The 16,247-nt window shown below is 70.9% G+C and carries 15 protein-coding genes and 3 pseudogenes; 10 read left to right on the forward strand and 8 right to left on the reverse strand.

The window, feature by feature from the left end:
* The first annotated feature begins 197 nt into the window (after positions 1–197).
* The 3 genes and pseudogenes from M2157_RS46045 to M2157_RS46055 all read left to right on the forward strand — a co-directional run.
* The gene (locus tag M2157_RS46045; protein WP_280868435.1) at positions 198–1,052 is read left to right on the forward strand and encodes a hypothetical protein; all 855 of its coding nucleotides are present in this window, start codon (positions 198–200) and stop codon (positions 1,050–1,052) included.
* Between the two features lie 148 nt (positions 1,053–1,200).
* A complete protein-coding gene (locus tag M2157_RS46050) occupies positions 1,201–2,016 on the forward strand; it encodes a GntR family transcriptional regulator (RefSeq protein WP_280859556.1) in 816 nt (271 codons plus the stop codon).
* Positions 2,013–2,226 (forward strand): annotated as a pseudogene (locus M2157_RS46055) (keto-deoxy-phosphogluconate aldolase); the annotation flags it as partial. The gene M2157_RS46050 and the pseudogene M2157_RS46055, both read left to right, overlap by 4 nt.
* Before the next feature lie 124 nt (positions 2,227–2,350).
* Here M2157_RS46055 and M2157_RS46060 read toward each other — a convergent pair.
* Both M2157_RS46060 and M2157_RS46065 read right to left on the reverse strand, forming a co-directional pair.
* Positions 2,351–3,460, reverse strand: coding sequence for an alcohol dehydrogenase catalytic domain-containing protein (locus tag M2157_RS46060; RefSeq protein ID WP_280868436.1), 1,110 nt, complete (start codon positions 3,458–3,460; stop codon positions 2,351–2,353).
* Positions 3,457–4,353, reverse strand: coding sequence for a fumarylacetoacetate hydrolase family protein (locus tag M2157_RS46065; RefSeq protein WP_280868437.1), 897 nt, complete (start codon positions 4,351–4,353; stop codon positions 3,457–3,459). The genes M2157_RS46060 and M2157_RS46065 overlap by 4 nt, the downstream gene beginning before the upstream one ends.
* Before the next feature lie 197 nt (positions 4,354–4,550).
* Between M2157_RS46065 and M2157_RS46070 the strand changes: the two genes are divergently transcribed.
* Positions 4,551–5,465, forward strand: coding sequence for a VOC family protein (locus M2157_RS46070; RefSeq protein WP_280868438.1), 915 nt, complete (start codon positions 4,551–4,553; stop codon positions 5,463–5,465).
* A gap of 171 nt (positions 5,466–5,636) precedes the next feature.
* On the forward strand, positions 5,637–6,308 hold the full coding sequence (locus tag M2157_RS46075) for a class I SAM-dependent methyltransferase (RefSeq protein ID WP_280868439.1): 672 nt from the start codon (positions 5,637–5,639) through the stop codon (positions 6,306–6,308).
* 26 nt (positions 6,309–6,334) lie between these two features.
* On the opposite strand, the gene M2157_RS46080 is transcribed toward M2157_RS46075, so the two are convergent.
* Together M2157_RS46080 and M2157_RS46085 are read right to left on the reverse strand one after the other, a co-directional pair.
* Positions 6,335–7,981 (reverse strand): peptidoglycan-binding protein, encoded by a 1,647-nt coding sequence (locus M2157_RS46080; RefSeq protein ID WP_280868440.1) that lies wholly within the window; start codon positions 7,979–7,981, stop codon positions 6,335–6,337.
* Between the two features lie 172 nt (positions 7,982–8,153).
* A complete protein-coding gene (locus M2157_RS46085) occupies positions 8,154–8,600 on the reverse strand; it encodes a peptidoglycan-binding domain-containing protein (protein WP_280859550.1) in 447 nt (148 codons plus the stop codon).
* Between the two features lie 275 nt (positions 8,601–8,875).
* On the opposite strand from M2157_RS46085, the gene M2157_RS46090 reads away from it, so the two are divergent.
* The 3 genes and pseudogenes from M2157_RS46090 to M2157_RS46100 all read left to right on the forward strand — a co-directional run.
* Positions 8,876–9,703: a peptidoglycan-binding protein gene (locus M2157_RS46090; protein ID WP_280868441.1), complete on the forward strand. Its 828-nt coding sequence runs from the start codon at positions 8,876–8,878 to the stop codon at positions 9,701–9,703.
* Positions 9,700–9,846, forward strand: a pseudogene (locus M2157_RS46095) (helix-turn-helix transcriptional regulator); the annotation flags it as partial. The gene M2157_RS46090 and the pseudogene M2157_RS46095, both read left to right, overlap by 4 nt.
* 334 nt (positions 9,847–10,180) lie before the next feature.
* Positions 10,181–10,531 (forward strand): annotated as a pseudogene (locus M2157_RS46100) (DUF2690 domain-containing protein); the annotation flags it as partial.
* A 281-nt stretch (positions 10,532–10,812) separates the two neighbouring features.
* Here M2157_RS46100 and M2157_RS46105 read toward each other — a convergent pair.
* The gene (locus tag M2157_RS46105) at positions 10,813–12,186 is read right to left on the reverse strand and encodes an NAD(P)-binding domain-containing protein (protein WP_280859547.1); all 1,374 of its coding nucleotides are present in this window, start codon (positions 12,184–12,186) and stop codon (positions 10,813–10,815) included.
* 247 nt (positions 12,187–12,433) lie between these two features.
* Between M2157_RS46105 and M2157_RS46110 the strand changes: the two genes are divergently transcribed.
* Complete coding sequence (locus M2157_RS46110) at positions 12,434–12,811, forward strand: metalloregulator ArsR/SmtB family transcription factor (RefSeq protein WP_280859546.1); 378 nt, start codon at positions 12,434–12,436, stop codon at positions 12,809–12,811.
* A 169-nt stretch (positions 12,812–12,980) separates the two neighbouring features.
* Here M2157_RS46110 and M2157_RS46115 read toward each other — a convergent pair whose 3' ends face one another.
* Together M2157_RS46115 and M2157_RS46120 are read right to left on the reverse strand one after the other, a co-directional pair.
* On the reverse strand, positions 12,981–13,763 hold the full coding sequence (locus tag M2157_RS46115; RefSeq protein WP_280859545.1) for an MIP/aquaporin family protein: 783 nt from the start codon (positions 13,761–13,763) through the stop codon (positions 12,981–12,983).
* A 37-nt stretch (positions 13,764–13,800) separates the two neighbouring features.
* Complete coding sequence (locus M2157_RS46120; protein WP_280859544.1) at positions 13,801–14,115, reverse strand: metalloregulator ArsR/SmtB family transcription factor; 315 nt, start codon at positions 14,113–14,115, stop codon at positions 13,801–13,803.
* Positions 14,116–14,218: 103 nt separating this feature from the next.
* On the opposite strand from M2157_RS46120, the gene M2157_RS46125 reads away from it, so the two are divergent.
* Positions 14,219–14,632 (forward strand): arsenate reductase ArsC, encoded by a 414-nt coding sequence (locus tag M2157_RS46125; RefSeq protein WP_280868442.1) that lies wholly within the window; start codon positions 14,219–14,221, stop codon positions 14,630–14,632.
* A gap of 34 nt (positions 14,633–14,666) precedes the next feature.
* Here the strand turns inward: M2157_RS46125 and M2157_RS46130 are convergent, their stop codons facing one another.
* Positions 14,667–16,196 (reverse strand): FAD-dependent monooxygenase, encoded by a 1,530-nt coding sequence (locus tag M2157_RS46130; protein ID WP_280868443.1) that lies wholly within the window; start codon positions 16,194–16,196, stop codon positions 14,667–14,669.
* Positions 16,197–16,247 lie beyond the last annotated feature (51 nt).

Genomic DNA, 16,247 nt, shown 5'->3' on the forward strand with positions numbered 1-16,247 from the left:
TCACATCGGGGGCTGCTGTGACGCTTCCAGGTCGGCTGCAGTCACCTCGCCACTTGCAGACAAGGCAGGGCCCAGCTCGGTGACGTGGTGCAGCGTCTCCACGACGAAGGTGCGAAGTGGCCGACCGGTGCCTGCGCGCCGGGGCATCCCCATTGACCCGAAGGAACGGTGTCATGCAAGGCTCAGAAGGCTCTGTCATGCGACGGCTGACCGTGGGAATCTTCCCCGGCGCGGGTGCCGTCCATCTCTACCACGCCCTCGACTCCGGGTACTTCCAGAAGGCGGGACTGGAGGTGAACCTCGTCCAGGTCGTCTCCTCCGACCAGCAGATGGCCGGCTGGAACGACGGCGCCTACGACGTCATGCACACCTCTCCCGACCACCTCCTGCGCGGCCTGCTGAAGCGGGACCCGGTGGCCGTCCAGGCCGAGGGCATGGGCGAACTCGCCGTGCACCGACGTCCCGGCCGCCCGGCGGCGACGGACCGATGGGCGGTCGACAACGCGCAGAGCGCCTTCGCGTTCGTCCTGCGTGCCGTACTCGCCGACGTCGCCGGCGCGCCGGTCACCGACGGCCAGCTCGTTCCGGTGGGCGGCACCCTGCAGAGGTTCCAGGCCCTGGCGACGGGCTCCGTCGACGGGACCACACTCCATCCGCCCTTCGACGTCCTCGCCGCGGAGAAGGGATATCCGCGCCTCGGCGGCCACCTTCAGGTGGCACCGGACATCCTCACCGGTGTGGTGGTGGCGCCGCGCACCGACGCCACCAAGCGCCACGTCGGCGCCTACCTCGACGTCTGCCGCCTGAGCACGACGGAGCTCCTGACCTCGGGGGCATCGGGCATCGAGGCGGCGCTGGTACGGCACGGCCTGCCGGAGAGTGCCGCCCGGGCCGCGGCGCCCGGCCTGCTCGGCCCCGCGGGACTGCCCACCTCACCCGACGTGACCCTGCGCCGCCTTGAGGCGGTGGCCGACCTGCGCCGTCGCTTCACTCCGGACTGGCAGCCCTCGTGCCCGCTCGAGTCGCTGATCGGCCTCGGCCCGGAGCGCTGAGCTCCCCGACGGCCGCGCGGCGATTGTTCTGGTAGTGGATACAGTGCGCCCTCATTCCAGGGCGGTCGACATGGGATCGAACCGGCAGGGACTCCTTCCTGCCGGTTTCCGCGTACGACAGCTGCATACACCTGGGTAGACTCCGGGTATGAGCAGGAGGAGGGGCGAGGCCCCTGAGGAACCACGGTCGGAAGCGTCGGCAGCTGATGGCAGCGACGCGTCGCAGGTCCCGGTCGAACCGACGGTCGGGGCACCCGGGCCGGCCGCAGGCGGACGCCGACTCGCCCTTGACGTCCACGGACGCCTGCGGGAGATGATCCTCAGCGGTGCACTGCCGCCGGGATCCGCGCTGCTCCAGGCCGAGATGGCGCGGAAGCTGGGCGTCAGCCGCACGCCGATGCGTGAGGCGTTCCGGCTTCTCCAGGAAGAGGGGCTCATCGACGCACAGCCTGACCAGCGGGCGAGGGTGCGGACCGTGGACCCCGAGGACCTGGACGGCGTCTACGGGGCCCGCATCATGCTCGAATCGCTCGCTGTGAGTGTGACGGCCAAGTCGCTCGCGCCCGGCGACCTGGAGCGCATGAGCGAAGCACTGAAGCGTATGCAGGAACTGTCGGTCGACGACCGTCCCGACGACTGGCATGCGGCACACAGGGAATTCCACCGCATCGCCACGCAGGCGGTGGCACCGCATCTGCAGCGGATGCTCGTCTCGCTCGGCGAGCACAGCGAGCGCTACATCCGGCTGGCGCAACTGGGCCTGCACAACTCGTGGGCCCGGGCGCACTCCGAGCACGAGGCACTGCTGGAGGCGCTGCGTCTGAGTGACAAGGACGAAGCGGTACGCGTGATCTCCCGCCATCTCGCGCGCACCGCCCTGAACGTGCTGGCGGACATCGCCCCGGAGTACGAACCCGCGGCCACGCGCACCGCGCTGGGGATCGCGGGCAACGGCCAGGCTTGAGGTCCGGTCCGCGCGATCAGGCGCGGTTCTGTCCGACGGGAGAGATCGGGCCCGGTAACGCGCCGGTCTGCCTCCCTCCCCAACGTCGGCTGTGCGGACGGGACTTGGATGCTTCCGGCGGATACGATCGCCGCGCGGGACTGGGAACGGGTCGAGAAGCTGGCCCGTGGCGGCGTCGGGGCTACGGGCGCAGGTGCGAGGTGTCGTTGAGGAGCCGCACGCTCGCGTTGCCGTCCGCTCCGGGCACTGCTCGACCGGAGCACGTCACCGGCTGCCCCGGCTGGCGTGACCCGGTCGAACTCAGCCGTCCCACTCGGGGAGCTGCCCGGAATTCTTACGCTTCCCAGTCCCCGGGGCCCAGGGTGAGTGCCACCCGCCCGAGGTTGCTGTCGTCCTCCATGTAGCGGTGAGCGTCGGCAGCGCGGGCGATGGGGAACGTACGGTCGACGACGGCGCGGAATCCGTGCTCGACCTCGGTCCACAGTGCGTTGACCGCGGCGGCGTTTCCGGTGCGTACTCCGATGATGCGGTGGCAGGCGGAGTAGAGGCGCCGCAGATCGACCTGGACCTTGCCGCCGAGGAACGCACCCGAGGTGACCACGGTGCCGCCGTGGGCCAGGGTGTCGAGGGTGGCGTCCCAGATCGCCGGGTCACCGAGGTTGTCCACGGCGATGTCCACCCCGTGCCCACCGGTGGCCTCGCGTACCCGGATCACGAAGTCCGGGTCGTTGGCGTCGAGCACGAGCTCGGCACCCGCCGCGGCCAGAGCCTTGCGCTTCTCCGCCGAGCGCGAGGTGGCGATGATCCTCGCGCCGAGATGCTGGGCGTAGACGGCGGTGGTGGAGCCGAGGGCGGAGGCCGCGCCCTGGACAAGAACCCACTGTCCGGGGCGCAGCCCCGCCTGGGTCAGCTGGTTGGCGGCCACCGCGCCCACGAGCGCCAGGGAGGCCGCCATGGAGGCGGGGATGTCGTCCGGGACCCGGTGGACGTTGCGCGCGGGCACCGCACAGTACTGGGCGTACGCACCGGGGCGGTGGGTGCCTATCACCCCCAGGTCGGGGCATGCCTCCTCGCGGCCCTCCAAGCAGAAGGCGCAGCTGCCGCAGGCGACCGCGGGAAACACTGCCACGCGCTCCCCGACCCGGACGGAGTCCACACCGGCTCCCAGCGCGGCGACGACGCCGGCATGGTCGGCGCCCAGCACGTGGGGCGGCTGGATCTTGGCGTAGGGGTGGTTGCCGGCGCGGGCCGTGAGGTCGAGCAGTCGGCCGATGCCGACCGCGCCGACCTGCACGAGGACCTCGCCCGGGCGGGGCCGGGGCGTGTCGATCGTGGCCTGCTCCAGGACCTCGGGCGGTCCGAACCGGTTGAACACCATGGCCCGCATCGTCCCGGGCACGGGCAGCAGGTCCGGCCAGCCCAGTTCAGTAGCCGTGCTGTTCATGACGCCACCACCGGGTTCTCCAGGCGACCGATCCGCTCGATCTCTACGACGACCTCGTCGCCGGCGGTCAGGAACTCCCCGCGCGCCGCGCCGACGCCGGCCGGTGTGCCGGTGAGGATGACGTCCCCGGGCTCGAGTCGGGTGAGGCGGCTGGCCGCCGCGACCACTTCATGTATCGGCACCATCATCTGCGCCGTCGAGGAGTCCTGCTTGACCACACCGTTGACGCTCAGCCGGATCCGCAGGTTCTGCGGGTCGGGAATCAGCCAGGCGGGAACGACTCCCGGGCCGAGCGGGCAGAAGCCGTCCTGGCCCTTGTGGCCGACCCAGTCGTAGGCGAACGGTTTGCCCACCGGCTTGGGCGCGGTGAGCCGGTCTCTGGCCGAGATGTCGTTCGCCGCCAGGTAGCCGGCCACGTGATCGAGGGCCTCGTCGGGGGAGAGGTTGCGGCCGGTGCGGCCGATGACGACGGCGAGTTCTGCCTCCCAGTCGACGCGCGCGCCCGGGTAGGACGGCAGCGGCACAGGGTCGCCCGGTCCGGTCACGGTCGTCGTGGGCGGCTTGAGGAAGAAGAACGGTTCACCCAGCTCGTCGGGGGGCTCGACGCCCATCTCGGCGCAGTGGTCCCAGTAGTTGGCGCCCGCGCAGAGCACCTTGCCCGGATATGTGAGCGGGGTGGCGAGTCGGGCCTCGGCGATGACGTCCGAAGGCGCGGGAACCCATTCCCGCAGGAGCGGGGCGAGTGAGTCCCATCGGCCCAGCACCTCCATCAGCGTCAGACCTTCCGTCCCGGGTGGCCCCGGTACGACGCTCCCCTCGACGCTCACGCCTACGGAGAGCTTCTCCGAGTCGTCGACCCGGTACTGCACCAGTGACCATTCAAGGCGTTTCATGTGTTCCTCCATCACGCGGCTCTCTGAGGGCAGCAGAACCATAGTGCATACACATTGGACGCGGAAGAGGTGGCCTGCGGGTCAAGAGCTGCAAAATGTCCGCTGCTCCACTAGACGCAGCGCCCGAAGGGTGTACACACTTAAAGAGGTGTGGTGCGTGAGGGACGCGGATCCACCGGAACCATGAGGAGTACAGAATGTTGCGTGTCAAAGGCCTCCTGCACTACGGACTCCAAGTGCCCTCGCTGGATACGGGCGCGAGCTTCTACGGCGCGTTCGGACTGGAGACGGCGGAGCGCGGCAACGCGGTCGTGATCCGTTGCGACGGCCGGGAGCAGGACCAGACAGTGCTCATGGAAGGGCCGGTCAAGCGGCTCCATCACGTGGCCTTCGCGGTCGACCCGGGCTCACTGCCGGAGTGGCAGCGCCACATCGAGGGCATGGGGCTGAAGCTGCTGGACGCGCCCGCCGAGGTGCCCGGCGGCCTGTGGCTGCGGGATCACGAGGGCAACCTGATCAACCTCCGTGACGAGGGAATCGCGTCCTGGCGCGACTTCGGCACCACGGACGCGCAGGATGCCAACGTCGGAGACCGCGTCCGGCGGATCGACCAGGCGCGCTGGCTGACCGCGAGGGAGAAGACCCGCCCCCAGCGTCTGGGGCACATGCTGATCTTCAGTACCGACGTGGGCGCCTCCGAGGCCTTCTACGCCCGCACGCTCGGGCTGCGCCTGTCGGACCGCATCATCGGCGGGCCGGTCTTCATGAATTCGGGGCCCGGCGACCACCATGTATTCGGTTTCGTCCCGGCGACGCACCCCGGCCTGCACCACTCCAGCTGGATGGTGTCCGACATCGACCAGATCGCCCGGGGCGCGCGGAACATGGCCTCCGTGGGCTACCGGAAGGGCTGGGGCCTGGGCCGCCACACCCTCGGCTCGAACCTGTTCCACTACATCCAGGACCCTTGGGGCAGCTGGATCGAGTACTCCAGCGACATGGACTGCATCACCGAGAACTGGCAGGCCAACGACTGGGACTGCCCGGAAGCCATCTGGAGTCCCGAGGTGCCGGCCGACTTCATCACCAACCAGGAGGAGAAGCCCGCCTGATCGGTCGCCTCCCTCGAACGCCCCGCGCTTGTGCCGTTTGCCGGTCCGGCAACTTTGTGTGCGCATCGGCACGGCGCCGAGCACCATCGACAACGCGTCCTGCACGCCGGTTGGGGATGGCTGATCAGCGGGGCGGCGAGGCACAGCATCACGAGCAACGGGAGGCATCCGGTGTCAGGTCACCACGAGCACGGCCGAAGCGGCGAGCAGGACGAGCAGGCGGCAGCCGCGATGTTCGAGCCGGCGGGCTGGGACGAGCGGTACGCGGGACAGGAGCGGTTCTGGAGCGGCGAGCCCAATCCGCAGCTCGTCGCTACCGCCGGTGAGCTCAGCCCTGGCACGGCGCTGGACGTCGGATGCGGCGAGGGCGGCGACGTCGTCTGGCTGGCCGGTCAGGGCTGGCGCGTTACCGGCGCCGACTTCTCGGCCGAGGGCCTGGCCCGCGCCGCCCGCCACGCCGAGCAGGCCGGCGTGGCCGACCGCGTCGACTGGTGGCAGGTGGACGCCCGGACCTTCGATGCCGGCGACCGCTCGTACGGCCTGGTCACCAGCCACTATCTGCACGCCCCCGACGGCGGGATGGTCGAGGTGACCCGCCGGCTCGCCGCAGCCGTCGCCCCGGGCGGATTGCTCCTGGTGGTCGGGCATGCGCCGTCCCATGAGTTCACGCAGCTCTCGGAGAGCCACCGCAAGGCGATGTTCCTGGCCGCGGAACTCCTCCCCGGTCTGCCGGACGACTTCGAGCCCGTCGTCGTGGAACAGCGCACCCGCACGCTCAAGCGGGACAGTGGGCCGGTCGAGGCCGAGGACTCGGTCCTGCTGGCCCGCCGAGCGGAGCGCTGAAACCAAGCCTTCCTCGGCGGGTCGGCTCAGCGGACCCGGATGAAGACCACGTCGTAACCGCTGTTCGTGGAACGGGACTTGACGTAGACGCCGTCGCTGCCGCCGTTGGGGTTGCCGGTGTTGCCCTCGACGGTGGTGAAGGACGACCCCGTGGGCGCCGTGCGCACGATGCCTATGTGCTCGTTGCCACCGGTGAAGTCGCTTCCGCCGTCCCAGTCGAAGGCCACGATGTCACCCGGCTGCGGGCTGGTCGTCACGGACAGGTGGTAGTTGCCGGCCCGCGCCTGCTTGACCCAGCCCGAGACGTAGGAGTTGCGGTAGGAGCTGGCTCCGGTCTGCTTGGCCACCCAGCTCACGAAGGTCGCGCACCAGGCGTAGTTGCTGGTGGACAGTGAGAGCCCCACGGACGCGCCGTAGCTGTTCGCGCGGGCGCTGCCCTCGACCGTGCCCACCTCGGCCGCCGCCACGTCGAGGATCTTGGCGTACCCGCCACCGGGCGGGGGCGACGACGGCGGGGTGACCGCACCGTACAGGGCGGCCTTCGTGTTCGGCCCCACATGGCCGTCGACCGCGAGGCCCTTCTCGGCCTGGAAGTCCCTGACGGCACTGTCGGTGAGCGGACCGAAGTCGCCGTCGACGGCGAGATCGGCACCATGGTGGTTGAGCAGGCTCTGCAACTCGGTGACACAGCCGCTGCGCTGGCCCTGCACGACCTCGTTCGGGCAGGAGGCGGAGTTCAGGTTGATCGGCGCGGGCGCGCCGTTGCCGCCGCCACCGCCGATGTTCGAGTACAGCGCGGCCTTGGTGTTCGGCCCGACCTGACCGTCGGCGGTGAGTCCGCTCGAGGACTGGAACGCCTTCACGGCCGCCAGTGTCTGCGGGCCGAAGCTGCCGTCGACGGCGAGGCTCTGCCCCTTGCCGTTCAGCAGGGACTGGAGCGTGGCGACGCAACCGCCGCTCTGCCCCTCCACGATGTTCGCCGGGCAGGACGCCGACCTCAGGTCCAGGCCCGTCGACGGTGACTCGTCGGTGTCGTACAGCGCTCGCTTGGTGTTCGTGCCGACCTGGCCGTCGACCGTAAGACCGTGGGCGGACTGGAAGCTGCGGACGGCACTCGCGGTCCCTGCGCCGAAGTCGCCGTCCACGTCGACTGTGTAGCCGTGGTGGATGAGCAGCCGCTGGAGCTCGGTGACGCAACCGCCCTTGGCGCCCTGCACGATGTTCGCGGGGCACGAGGAGGAGTTGAGGTTGACGGGGGCGGGCGCCGAGCCGCCGGTCGCGTACAGCTTGCTCTTGGTCGCGGGGCCCACCCGCCCGTCCACGGCGATCGCGGTGGCGGCCTGGTACTCGCGGACCGCGTAGAGAGTGGCCGACCCGAACTGACCGTCCACCACCAGACCGGCGCCGTGCGCGTTGAGCAGGGTCTGCAACTCGGTGACACAGCCGCTCGCCTGGCCCTGCACGATCTCGTTGGGGCAGGACGCGGAGGTCAGCCTGATGGGGGCCGGCGCCGCCGACGCCGGGCCGGCACCGAGCACGATGCCGGCCGAGACCATCGCCGCGGTGGCGGCGAATGTCCCGACGCGGATCCGCCAGCCCGGCGGGGTGCGGCGCGCGGCCGGATGCGGTGGGTTTTTGTCTTGGGCGCGAACGGGGAACGCGAGTCTTCCCATGGCGGCGAGGTTCTCCTTCTCGAGGCGAGCGTGGGGCGTGGGAGCGGGAACACACAGCCGCGGCCCGTCCTTGCCGGGCAAGGACGGGCCGCGGCCGGTCTCTCGACGATCAGCCCGGACAGGCAGGTCGTATCGGACAGGCGGGTCGTACCGGTCGGGCGGGTCCTACCGGTCAGGCGGCGAATCGCTTGAACGCCGCCCGGGTGCCCGAACCGGCGATGCCGTCGATGGCGCCCGTGTAGCCGTAGGAGTCCTTCAGCAGACGCTGCAGCGCCTTGATGGTGTTGGGGCCCGGGTCCCCGTCGATGTCATCCGTGTAGCCCCAGTACGTCTTGAGGCAGCGCTGGAAGGCCTTCCAGCTGTTGGTGCCCAGCTGGCCGTCGATGGCGCCCGTGTAGCCCCAGTGGTCCGCGAGGAAGTCCTGGACGTTCTTGGCCTCGGCCGTGGTCAGACCGAAGTTCTGCGTCGCGGCCACGGCGGCGGGCTGGGCGACAGCCGTCGTCCCCGCCGTGCTCGTGGTCGCCGCGAAGCTGGTACCGGCGGTCGCCACACTGCCGGCGGCGAGCCCGACAACGGCGATGACGCCGGCGATGGTCCTGCCCAGAGCGTTCGGTCGCATGAGTTCCTCTTTCGTTTGTGGGGTCTGCACCTGTCACGCCGAGCGGGCCAGGTGGCGAGACCAAGGTGCAGGGTGCCCGGGCACGGCGGCCACGGCTGCGGCCCAAGTGGCGGTCCAACGGGACGACCACCCTGCTGACCTGCGACGACAGCATCCGGCGGGACGGTGGTGTGGGACACCTGTGACAGATGTGGCGTGCTCATGCAGAATGCGCAGGAGCGGAGGGGGCCGCTGCTCACGCACACGACCATGCTGATGACCGCTTTGGGGGAAACATGCCGCGCTCCAAAACGCTGCCCGCGGAACTCGACCCCAGCGCACGGCAGTTGGTGACCCGCTTACGCCGGCTGAAGGACCACAGCGAGCTGACGATGCGGCAGCTCGCGGTCAAGACCGGCTACAGCGCCAAGTCGTGGGAGCGCTACCTGGGAGGCACGTCGCTGCCACCGCGGGAGGCGGTGGAGGCACTGGCCCGGATCACCGGCACCGACCCCGTCCCCCTGCTCGCGCTGCACGAGATCGCCGCCGACTCCCGGGACGGCCGCCGCGCAAGGCCCGCTCAGCAGCAGGACGAGCAGCGCGAGCGGGAACAGGAGCAACCGGCCAGTCCTACGCCCCCGCACCCCGGGCCACCAGCCGCAGCGACCGCACGCACACCACCCCGTGCGACCGAACCGGCCCCCGGTCGCTCTCCGCACGTCGCGCTCATAGCAGGCACCGCCGCCCTGGCCGTAGCCCTTTCGGCGGCGCTGCTGCTCGTGCTGCGCCTTGACGACGAAGCCGGCCAGGCAGCCGTCACCGCTTCGCCCCGCACCACCGCGGCCTCCCCACCGCCCTCCTACACATGCCGCATCACACGGGTCGACGGCCGCTGGTCGGCGGGCATCAACAAGGGCCGCAACACCGAGATCGTCTACGGCGCCACCGGCGCCGACGTCGCCGAGGCGCAGTGTCTGCTGCGCCGGGCAGGCATCTCACCCGGCGGGATCGACGGCATGTTCGGCCCGTTGACGCTGCGGGCGGTCAAGACGTTCCAGGACCGCGCGGGCCTCACCGTCGACGGCATGCTGGGGCCGCGCTCGTGGAAGGCCTTGCGCGGATGAGAGCCGGCGCATCCTCACCGCCGGGCGCGCGACTGGCCGCCGTACTCCAGCAGTTGCGACAGCGCACCGGACTGAGCCTCGCGCAGCTCGCGAACGAGACCACCTACAGCAAGTCGTCCTGGGAGCGCTACCTCAACGGCAAGAGCCTGCCACCGCGCAGCGCGGTCAAAGAGCTGTGCCGTCTCGCCGACGAACCCGCCGACCATGCGCTGGCACTCCTGGACATCGCCCGCACGGACCGGACGGAGGACACCGGGCCGACACGGGGGACACCGGTTCGACAGCGCACGGCCACCGGGACGGACACACCGGCCCCGGGCTTCACCGCTGTCCTACCCGACACCGCCACCGGCGAGACAGCTCCGGTCCACACGCTCTTGCCCGCCACCGGCCCGAGTGTGACGGTCCCGAGCGACGCCGACCACGCCCGCACCAGCCCAACCGGCCACCGGGCGCGTGAACGTCGTCACCGCCCTCGTGTCGACCTGTGCCGTCGTCCTCGGGGCGCTCGTACTCACCCACCTTCCCCCCACGCACCGCGAGGAGGCGCCGCCGTCGCCCATACCCTCCGCGGCCACCGGGGCGCTCTGCCGGCACACGGCCTGTCAGAACAAGGACCCGATCGCGACGCGATGCGCTGCCGAGCCGCTGACCCTGGCAGAGCACGAGACCGCCACCGGTGCCTTCATCCAGATCCGCTACAGCCAGGAGTGCGGGACGAGTTGGACCCGGATGTGGGGCGCCGTCGTGAAGGACCGCGTCGAGATGCGGGTGGGAGGCCGGCACGGTTCCCTCCACAGCGCCCGGGTCACCACCCGCAACGAGGCGGACACCTACGTCCACACCCTCATGAGCGTGGTCAGCCCCGGAACGCCCGTGCAAGCCTGCTTCAGCCCTGCGGCCGGCGGCGAAGAAGAGTGCTTCAAGGTCCTGGGCCGGGCAGGGTCACCGTCTGCGGGCGCCCCGGGCCGAGCCGCCCGCGCACGTACTGCCAGCGTGAGGGCGTGAACCGGAGCGAGTGGTGCGGCAGCACGAGATCAGGCTGCCGCGTGCCCTCTTCCTTCGACCCACGGCCGGTCAGGCCGCCGCGCTCGGCGAGGGTGGGGAGTTCAGCAGCCGCCGGAGGAGGCCGGGGCGCCGATGCCGATCTGGAGGGTGGCGGGGGCCGCGCAGCAGCCGCCGCCCTCAGCGTCCTGTGCGGCCTCGGGGTCGTCGAAGAGGCCCGCTCCGCCGCAGACTCCGGTCTCCGGGAGGGTCAGCTCGACGCGCTCGGCGGCCTCTTGGTCTCCGGCGATGGCGGCGGCGACGGAGCGGACCTGCTCGTAGCCGGTCATCGCGAGGAACGTGGGGGCGCGGCCGTAGGACTTCATGCCCACCAGGTAGGCGTCCTTCTCCGGGTGGGAGAGCTCGTTCACGCCGTGCGGGTAGACGGTGCCGCACGAGTGCTGGTTGGGGTCGATGAGCGGGGCCAGCGCGGTCGGGGCCTGCAGGCGCTCATCGAGGCCGAGGCGCAGCTCGGAGAGGAAGGAGAGGTCAGGGCGGAAGCCGGTGAGGACGATGACCTCGTCGACCGGGTTCAGGCGGCGACCGTCCTCGCCGACGAGCACCAGGCGGCCGTCGGCGTCGCGCTCAATGGCGTCGGTGCGGAAGCCGGTGACCGCGTCGGCGTGGCCGTCGTCGACGGCGGCCTTGGCGGCGAGTCCGAGGGCGCCGCGGGCGGGCAGCTGGTCGGCGGTGCCGCCGCCGAAGGTGGAGCCGGAGATGCCGCGGCGCAGGATCCACACCGCCTTGGTGCCGGTGCCTTCGTCGGACGTGGCGAGGTCGGCGAGGTACGCGAGCGCGGTGAAAGCGGAGGCGCCGGAGCCGATGACCGCGGTGCGCTTGCCCGCGTAACGGGCGCGCACGGCCGGGTCCTTGAAGTCAGGTACGCGGTAGGCGATCCGGTCGGACGCGGCCTTCTCACCGAGGGCCGGAAGGCCGCTACCGCCGGCCGGACTCGGGGTGGTCCAGGTGCCGGAGGCGTCGATCACCGCGCGGGCGAACAACCGCTCCTCGCGGCCGTCCGCGTGGGCGACGTGGACGACGAACGGCTGGTCCTCGCGGTCGGCGTCCACGACCCGGTCCCGGCCCGCGCGGGAGACACCGGTGACCGTGGCCCCGAAGCGCACCTGCTCGCCGAGGACATCGGCGAGCGGCTGGAGGTACTGCTCGGCCCAGTCCCCGCCCGAGGGATAGGTGGCACCGTCCGGCTTCACCCAGCCGGTGGGGGCCAGCAGCTTCTCGGCGGCCGGGTCGGTGACCTCGTCCCAGGTGGAGAACAGCCGCACGTGCGCCCACTCGCGCACCGCCGCCGCGGCGACCGGGCCGGCTTCCAGGACCAGCGGGGTGAGGCCGCGGTCGACCAGGTGGGCGGCGGCAGCGAGTCCGGCGGGACCGGCTCCGATCACGACGACGGGCAGCTCTGTGGTGGCAGGCGCGTTCACGGTCGACTCCTAGTTGTTTCGACATCTGTCGATGGCTTGCGCGGTCAGCATGGCACCTGATTCGATAAGCGTCAACATAGACATTCATCGAATCTGCGGGTTCTGTGGTGGAGCGGTTCGACGGCGTGGTGTCGCGCTGCTCCGGCCGTCTCACGCTGTTCCCGCCCGCGGGCGGGTGCACCGCCATACCCGAGGCTGACGATGCCGGGCCTCGACCGCTTGGTTCGATGTGTGTCAACATAGACGTATGTCGAATGCCGAGGTGCTGCCGCTGATAGAGCCCGCCGACAGCCAGGCCGTGGCGCCGTGCTGCCCGCCGCTGACCGAGCGACCGTTCAGCGCGGAGGAGGCCGAGGCGGCCGCGCGGATGTTCAAGGCGCTCGGCGACCCGGTGCGGCTGCGGCTGTTCTCCGCGGTCGCCTCACACGAGGGCGGCGAGGCGTGTGTCTGCGACATCTCCGATGTCGGCGTCTCCCAGCCGACCGTCTCCCACCACCTGAAGAAGCTCAAGGAGGCCGGGCTGCTCACCTCCGAGCGGCGCGGGACCTGGGTCTACTACCGCGTCGAGCCGTCCGTGCTGGCCGCGATGGGACAGCTGCTGACCAGCGCGTCGGCTGTGGCCTGACCACAGCACTGTTTACGGCCCATCGCTGGACCTGGGTGGTGAGCAGGCCCCGCCGAACGGCAGGTCAGCCGATCGTGGACGTTACCCCGTCCGGGGCCGGGGCCAAGGTGGTAGCCGGCCGCGAGCCCCGCTTGGCCGCCGCCGATGACCACCACCTGCGTCCTGTTGGTCACTCGGCCGATCGTCCGCGCATGAAGATGAGGGCCACCAGCGCCAGTCCGACCACACCGCCGACGACTTGCATGCCGATGAAGCCCAGGAGCGAACCCGGCGCGATGCCCGCGAAGGTGTCGGTGAAGGCGCGGCCGATGGACACCGCCGGGTTGGCGAAGGACGTCGACGAGGTGAACCAGTAGGCGGCGCCGATGTAGGAGGCGACGGCCACCGGGGCGAAGCGCAGCTGGTCGGTGCGGGCCAGGCCGAAGATGAGCAGGATGAGGCCGGCCGTGGCGACGACCTCGCCCAGCAGCAGGTGCCCCGCCGACCGGTCATGCGTGGACCACTCCACCAGCGGCTTGCCGAACATCGCGTCCGCCAGGATGGCGCCCGCGATCGCGCCGACGATCTGCGCGGGCACGTACACCGCCGCCTCGCGCAGGGTGACCCCGGCGCCGCCGCGTCGGGCGGTCCACCACTCGGCGAGGGTGACGACCGGGTTGAAGTGGGCGCCGGAGACCGGACCGAGCAGGAGGATCAGGATGCCGAGGCCGAAGACGGTGGCCGTGGAGTTGGCCAGCAGTTGCAGGCCGACGTCCTTGGTCAGTTCGGTCGCCTGGATGCCCGAGCCGACCACGACCGCCACCAGCAGCGCCGTGCCGATGAGCTCGGCGGCGGCCCGGGCGACCAGGGGGTTACGAGGCGGGGTGGCACCCGGCGCGGGCTGCGGCTCGGCGCCGGAGGCTGAGGCGGACTCCCCGGCTCCGTCGTGCTCGGTGGCCTCGGTGGCGGTCAACAGGACTCCTTGGTGCAGGTCGCCACAGGGGCGGGGATCAGGGGCAGGACCGCTTGACGTTGTTCTCGGCGGTGGCGCGCGCGGTCTCCGCGAGGTCGGCGAACTGACCGGCGAGGGTGGCGATGACGTCGGGCTTGAGCCGGTAGTAGGTGAACCGGCCGCAGGGTTCCGTCTCCACGACCCCGGCCTCGCGCAGCACCTTGAGATGGTTGGAGAGGTTGGTCTGTCTGGCCCCCGTCTCCTCGATCAGGTGCGTGCTGCAGAGCGTCTCCTTGGCGAGCAGGGTGACGATCCGGAGGCGGAGCGGGTCTGCCAGGACCCGCATCAGATCAGTGTCGACTGACGTCAGCATGCGCTGATACTCTCACATCAGTGGTGACTGACACCATCGGGTGCTGATGCGCCCGTGCCCTCCTCTGCCGCCCGACAGGCGCGAGATCAAGAGAGACCTCCTGATGTCCGACAAGCCCTCCGTGCTCTTCGTCTGTGTCCACAACGCCGGCCGTTCCCAGATGGCCGCCGCGTGGCTGACCCACCTGGCCGGGGCCCGCGTCGAGGTCCGCTCCGCCGGCTCCAACCCGGGTGACAACGTCAACCCGGCCGCCGTCGAGGCCATGGCCGAGGTCGGCATCGACATCTCCGCCGAGGTCCCCAAGATGCTCACGGTCGACGCCGTGAAGGAGTCGGACGTCTGCGTCACCATGGGCTGCGGCGACACCTGCCCGGTCTTCCCCGGCAAGCGGTACCTGGACTGGCAGCTGGAGGACCCGGCCGGCCAGGGCGTCGAGGCCGTTCGCCCCATCCGCGACGACATCGAGCGCCGCGTCCGCGGACTCCTCGACGAGCTCGGCGTCCCGACACAGCACTGACCGCACGCGGAGGACAGCTCGTTGGCCGTACGGATCAACCGTGCTGTGCGGGCAGCCAACGCTCCAGGTAAGCCCGGAGCCCTCCGAGATGTGCACCGCGCGCGACATAGCCGAGGTAGCCGTCAGGGCGTACAAGCCCCTGGACCGCGTCCGGCCACGGGCTCTCCCCGCCAAGCCGGTGCGCGGTGACCAGATCCTCCCGTCCGCGCAGGACCGAGGCCAGGCGTTCGGCGGGCCAGAGCGCGGGCGGTCCGGACAGCAGCAGGTGCCAGCTCGGCCCCGCGCTCCGCGCCTGGAGCCCGCGCGGCAGGTCGGGTAGCCGGTCGCCCGCTCGTGGCCCCTTCCTCGGTGGCCGGGAGCCCGCGGTGGCGGCGGGACTTCGTCGGTAGCCGATGCCCAGCTCGGAGACCGTACGGAAGACCCGCGATCTCAGTCCCGTCGCGCGCAGCGCCAACGGGGCCAGACGCGGGGCGAGTCGGGCGCGGGCGAAGCGGAAGAGCGGGTGGCGGCTGGTGCCGATCGTGAAGGCGCGGTCGGTGAAACGCAGCACGCTGCGGCCGACCGGGGCGCGCTCGATCTCGTACGTGTCCAAAAGCTCCGCCGGCGCCCTGCCCTGGCAGACGAGGGCGAGTTTCCAGCCCAGATTGAGGGAGTCCTGGATGCCGGTGTTCATGCCCTGGGCGCCGGCCGGACTGTGAATCTGGGCCGCGTCGCCGGCGAGGAAGAAGGGGCCCGAGCGGTAGTGGGCGGCCCCGCGGTTGTGGAGCCGGAAGTCGGTCATCCAGACCGGGTCCCGCAGGACCAGCCCGTCAGGGACGTACAAGTCGGCGATCTTCTGCAGGAATCCGAGATTCACGTCGGTGTCCGGGGCGCCCGGCGGACGCATCGCGAGCATCCGCCAGGTCGCCGGCGAGCCGAGCGGGAAGAAGAACAGCATCCCGGACCCGGTCATGTACGTGTGCACGGCATCCGGCTCCAGGCCGTCGACCTCCAGGTCGGCGAGCAGGAACGTCTGCGGATAGGCGTGACCCTCGAAGCCGATGCCCGCCTGGGCGCGGACGGTGCTGTGCGCGCCGTCGCAGCCCACGACGTACCGAGCGTCCACGCTCTCCTCACCACCGTCGCCACGCCGAAGCCGGCAGGTGACGGCCGGCCCCTCACGCTCCAGCCGGACCAGCTCCGTGCCCCGCTCGACGACCACGTCCCGCCTGGCCAGATGCTCCGCGAGGATGCTCTCCGTCTCCGCCTGCGAGAGGAACAGCACAAAGGGATACGCAGTGTCGGCCAGCCCGATGTCGAACAACGGCAACTGCACCACTCGTCGCGGCAGATGCATCCTCAACCGCATCGCGGGGTTGCCACGTGTGACCAGCTCATCCGTCACCCCGAACCCGGCGAGCACTTCCAGGGTGCGCGGCTGGATACCCAGTGCGCGCGACTCATGGACCCGGTCGGGAGATCGGTCGACGATCCGGAATGACACGCCGTACGTACGCAGCTGTGCGGCGAGCGCGAGCCCGGTGGGCCCCGCGCCGACCACCAGCACGTCCAGGGGCGCCGTCATGGATCCACCGTAGTGCTAGACCGCCTCCGGGAGCCTGAGCGGGGGCTCGTC

The organism is Streptomyces sp. SAI-127 (genome assembly GCF_029894425.1).
GTDB lineage: Bacteria > Actinomycetota > Actinomycetes > Streptomycetales > Streptomycetaceae > Streptomyces.

Excerpts from the sequence above, each read along its gene's own strand:
- M2157_RS46085 (WP_280859550.1), bottom strand. The coding sequence starts at position 8,600 with ATGCGACCGAACGCTCTGGGCAGGACCATCGCCGGCGTCATCGCCGTT.
- M2157_RS46125 (WP_280868442.1), top strand. The coding sequence starts at position 14,219 with ATGTCCGACAAGCCCTCCGTGCTCTTCGTCTGTGTCCACAACGCCGGC.
- M2157_RS46130 (WP_280868443.1), bottom strand. The coding sequence starts at position 16,196 with ATGACGGCGCCCCTGGACGTGCTGGTGGTCGGCGCGGGGCCCACCGGG.
- M2157_RS46110 (WP_280859546.1), top strand. The coding sequence starts at position 12,434 with ATGTCGAATGCCGAGGTGCTGCCGCTGATAGAGCCCGCCGACAGCCAG.
- M2157_RS46090 (WP_280868441.1), top strand. The coding sequence starts at position 8,876 with ATGCCGCGCTCCAAAACGCTGCCCGCGGAACTCGACCCCAGCGCACGG.
- M2157_RS46065 (WP_280868437.1), bottom strand. The coding sequence starts at position 4,353 with ATGAAACGCCTTGAATGGTCACTGGTGCAGTACCGGGTCGACGACTCG.
- M2157_RS46120 (WP_280859544.1), bottom strand. The coding sequence starts at position 14,115 with ATGCTGACGTCAGTCGACACTGATCTGATGCGGGTCCTGGCAGACCCG.
- M2157_RS46080 (WP_280868440.1), bottom strand. The coding sequence starts at position 7,981 with ATGGGAAGACTCGCGTTCCCCGTTCGCGCCCAAGACAAAAACCCACCG.
- M2157_RS46070 (WP_280868438.1), top strand. The coding sequence starts at position 4,551 with ATGTTGCGTGTCAAAGGCCTCCTGCACTACGGACTCCAAGTGCCCTCG.
- M2157_RS46045 (WP_280868435.1), top strand. The coding sequence starts at position 198 with ATGCGACGGCTGACCGTGGGAATCTTCCCCGGCGCGGGTGCCGTCCAT.
- M2157_RS46060 (WP_280868436.1), bottom strand. The coding sequence starts at position 3,460 with ATGAACAGCACGGCTACTGAACTGGGCTGGCCGGACCTGCTGCCCGTG.
- M2157_RS46050 (WP_280859556.1), top strand. The coding sequence starts at position 1,201 with ATGAGCAGGAGGAGGGGCGAGGCCCCTGAGGAACCACGGTCGGAAGCG.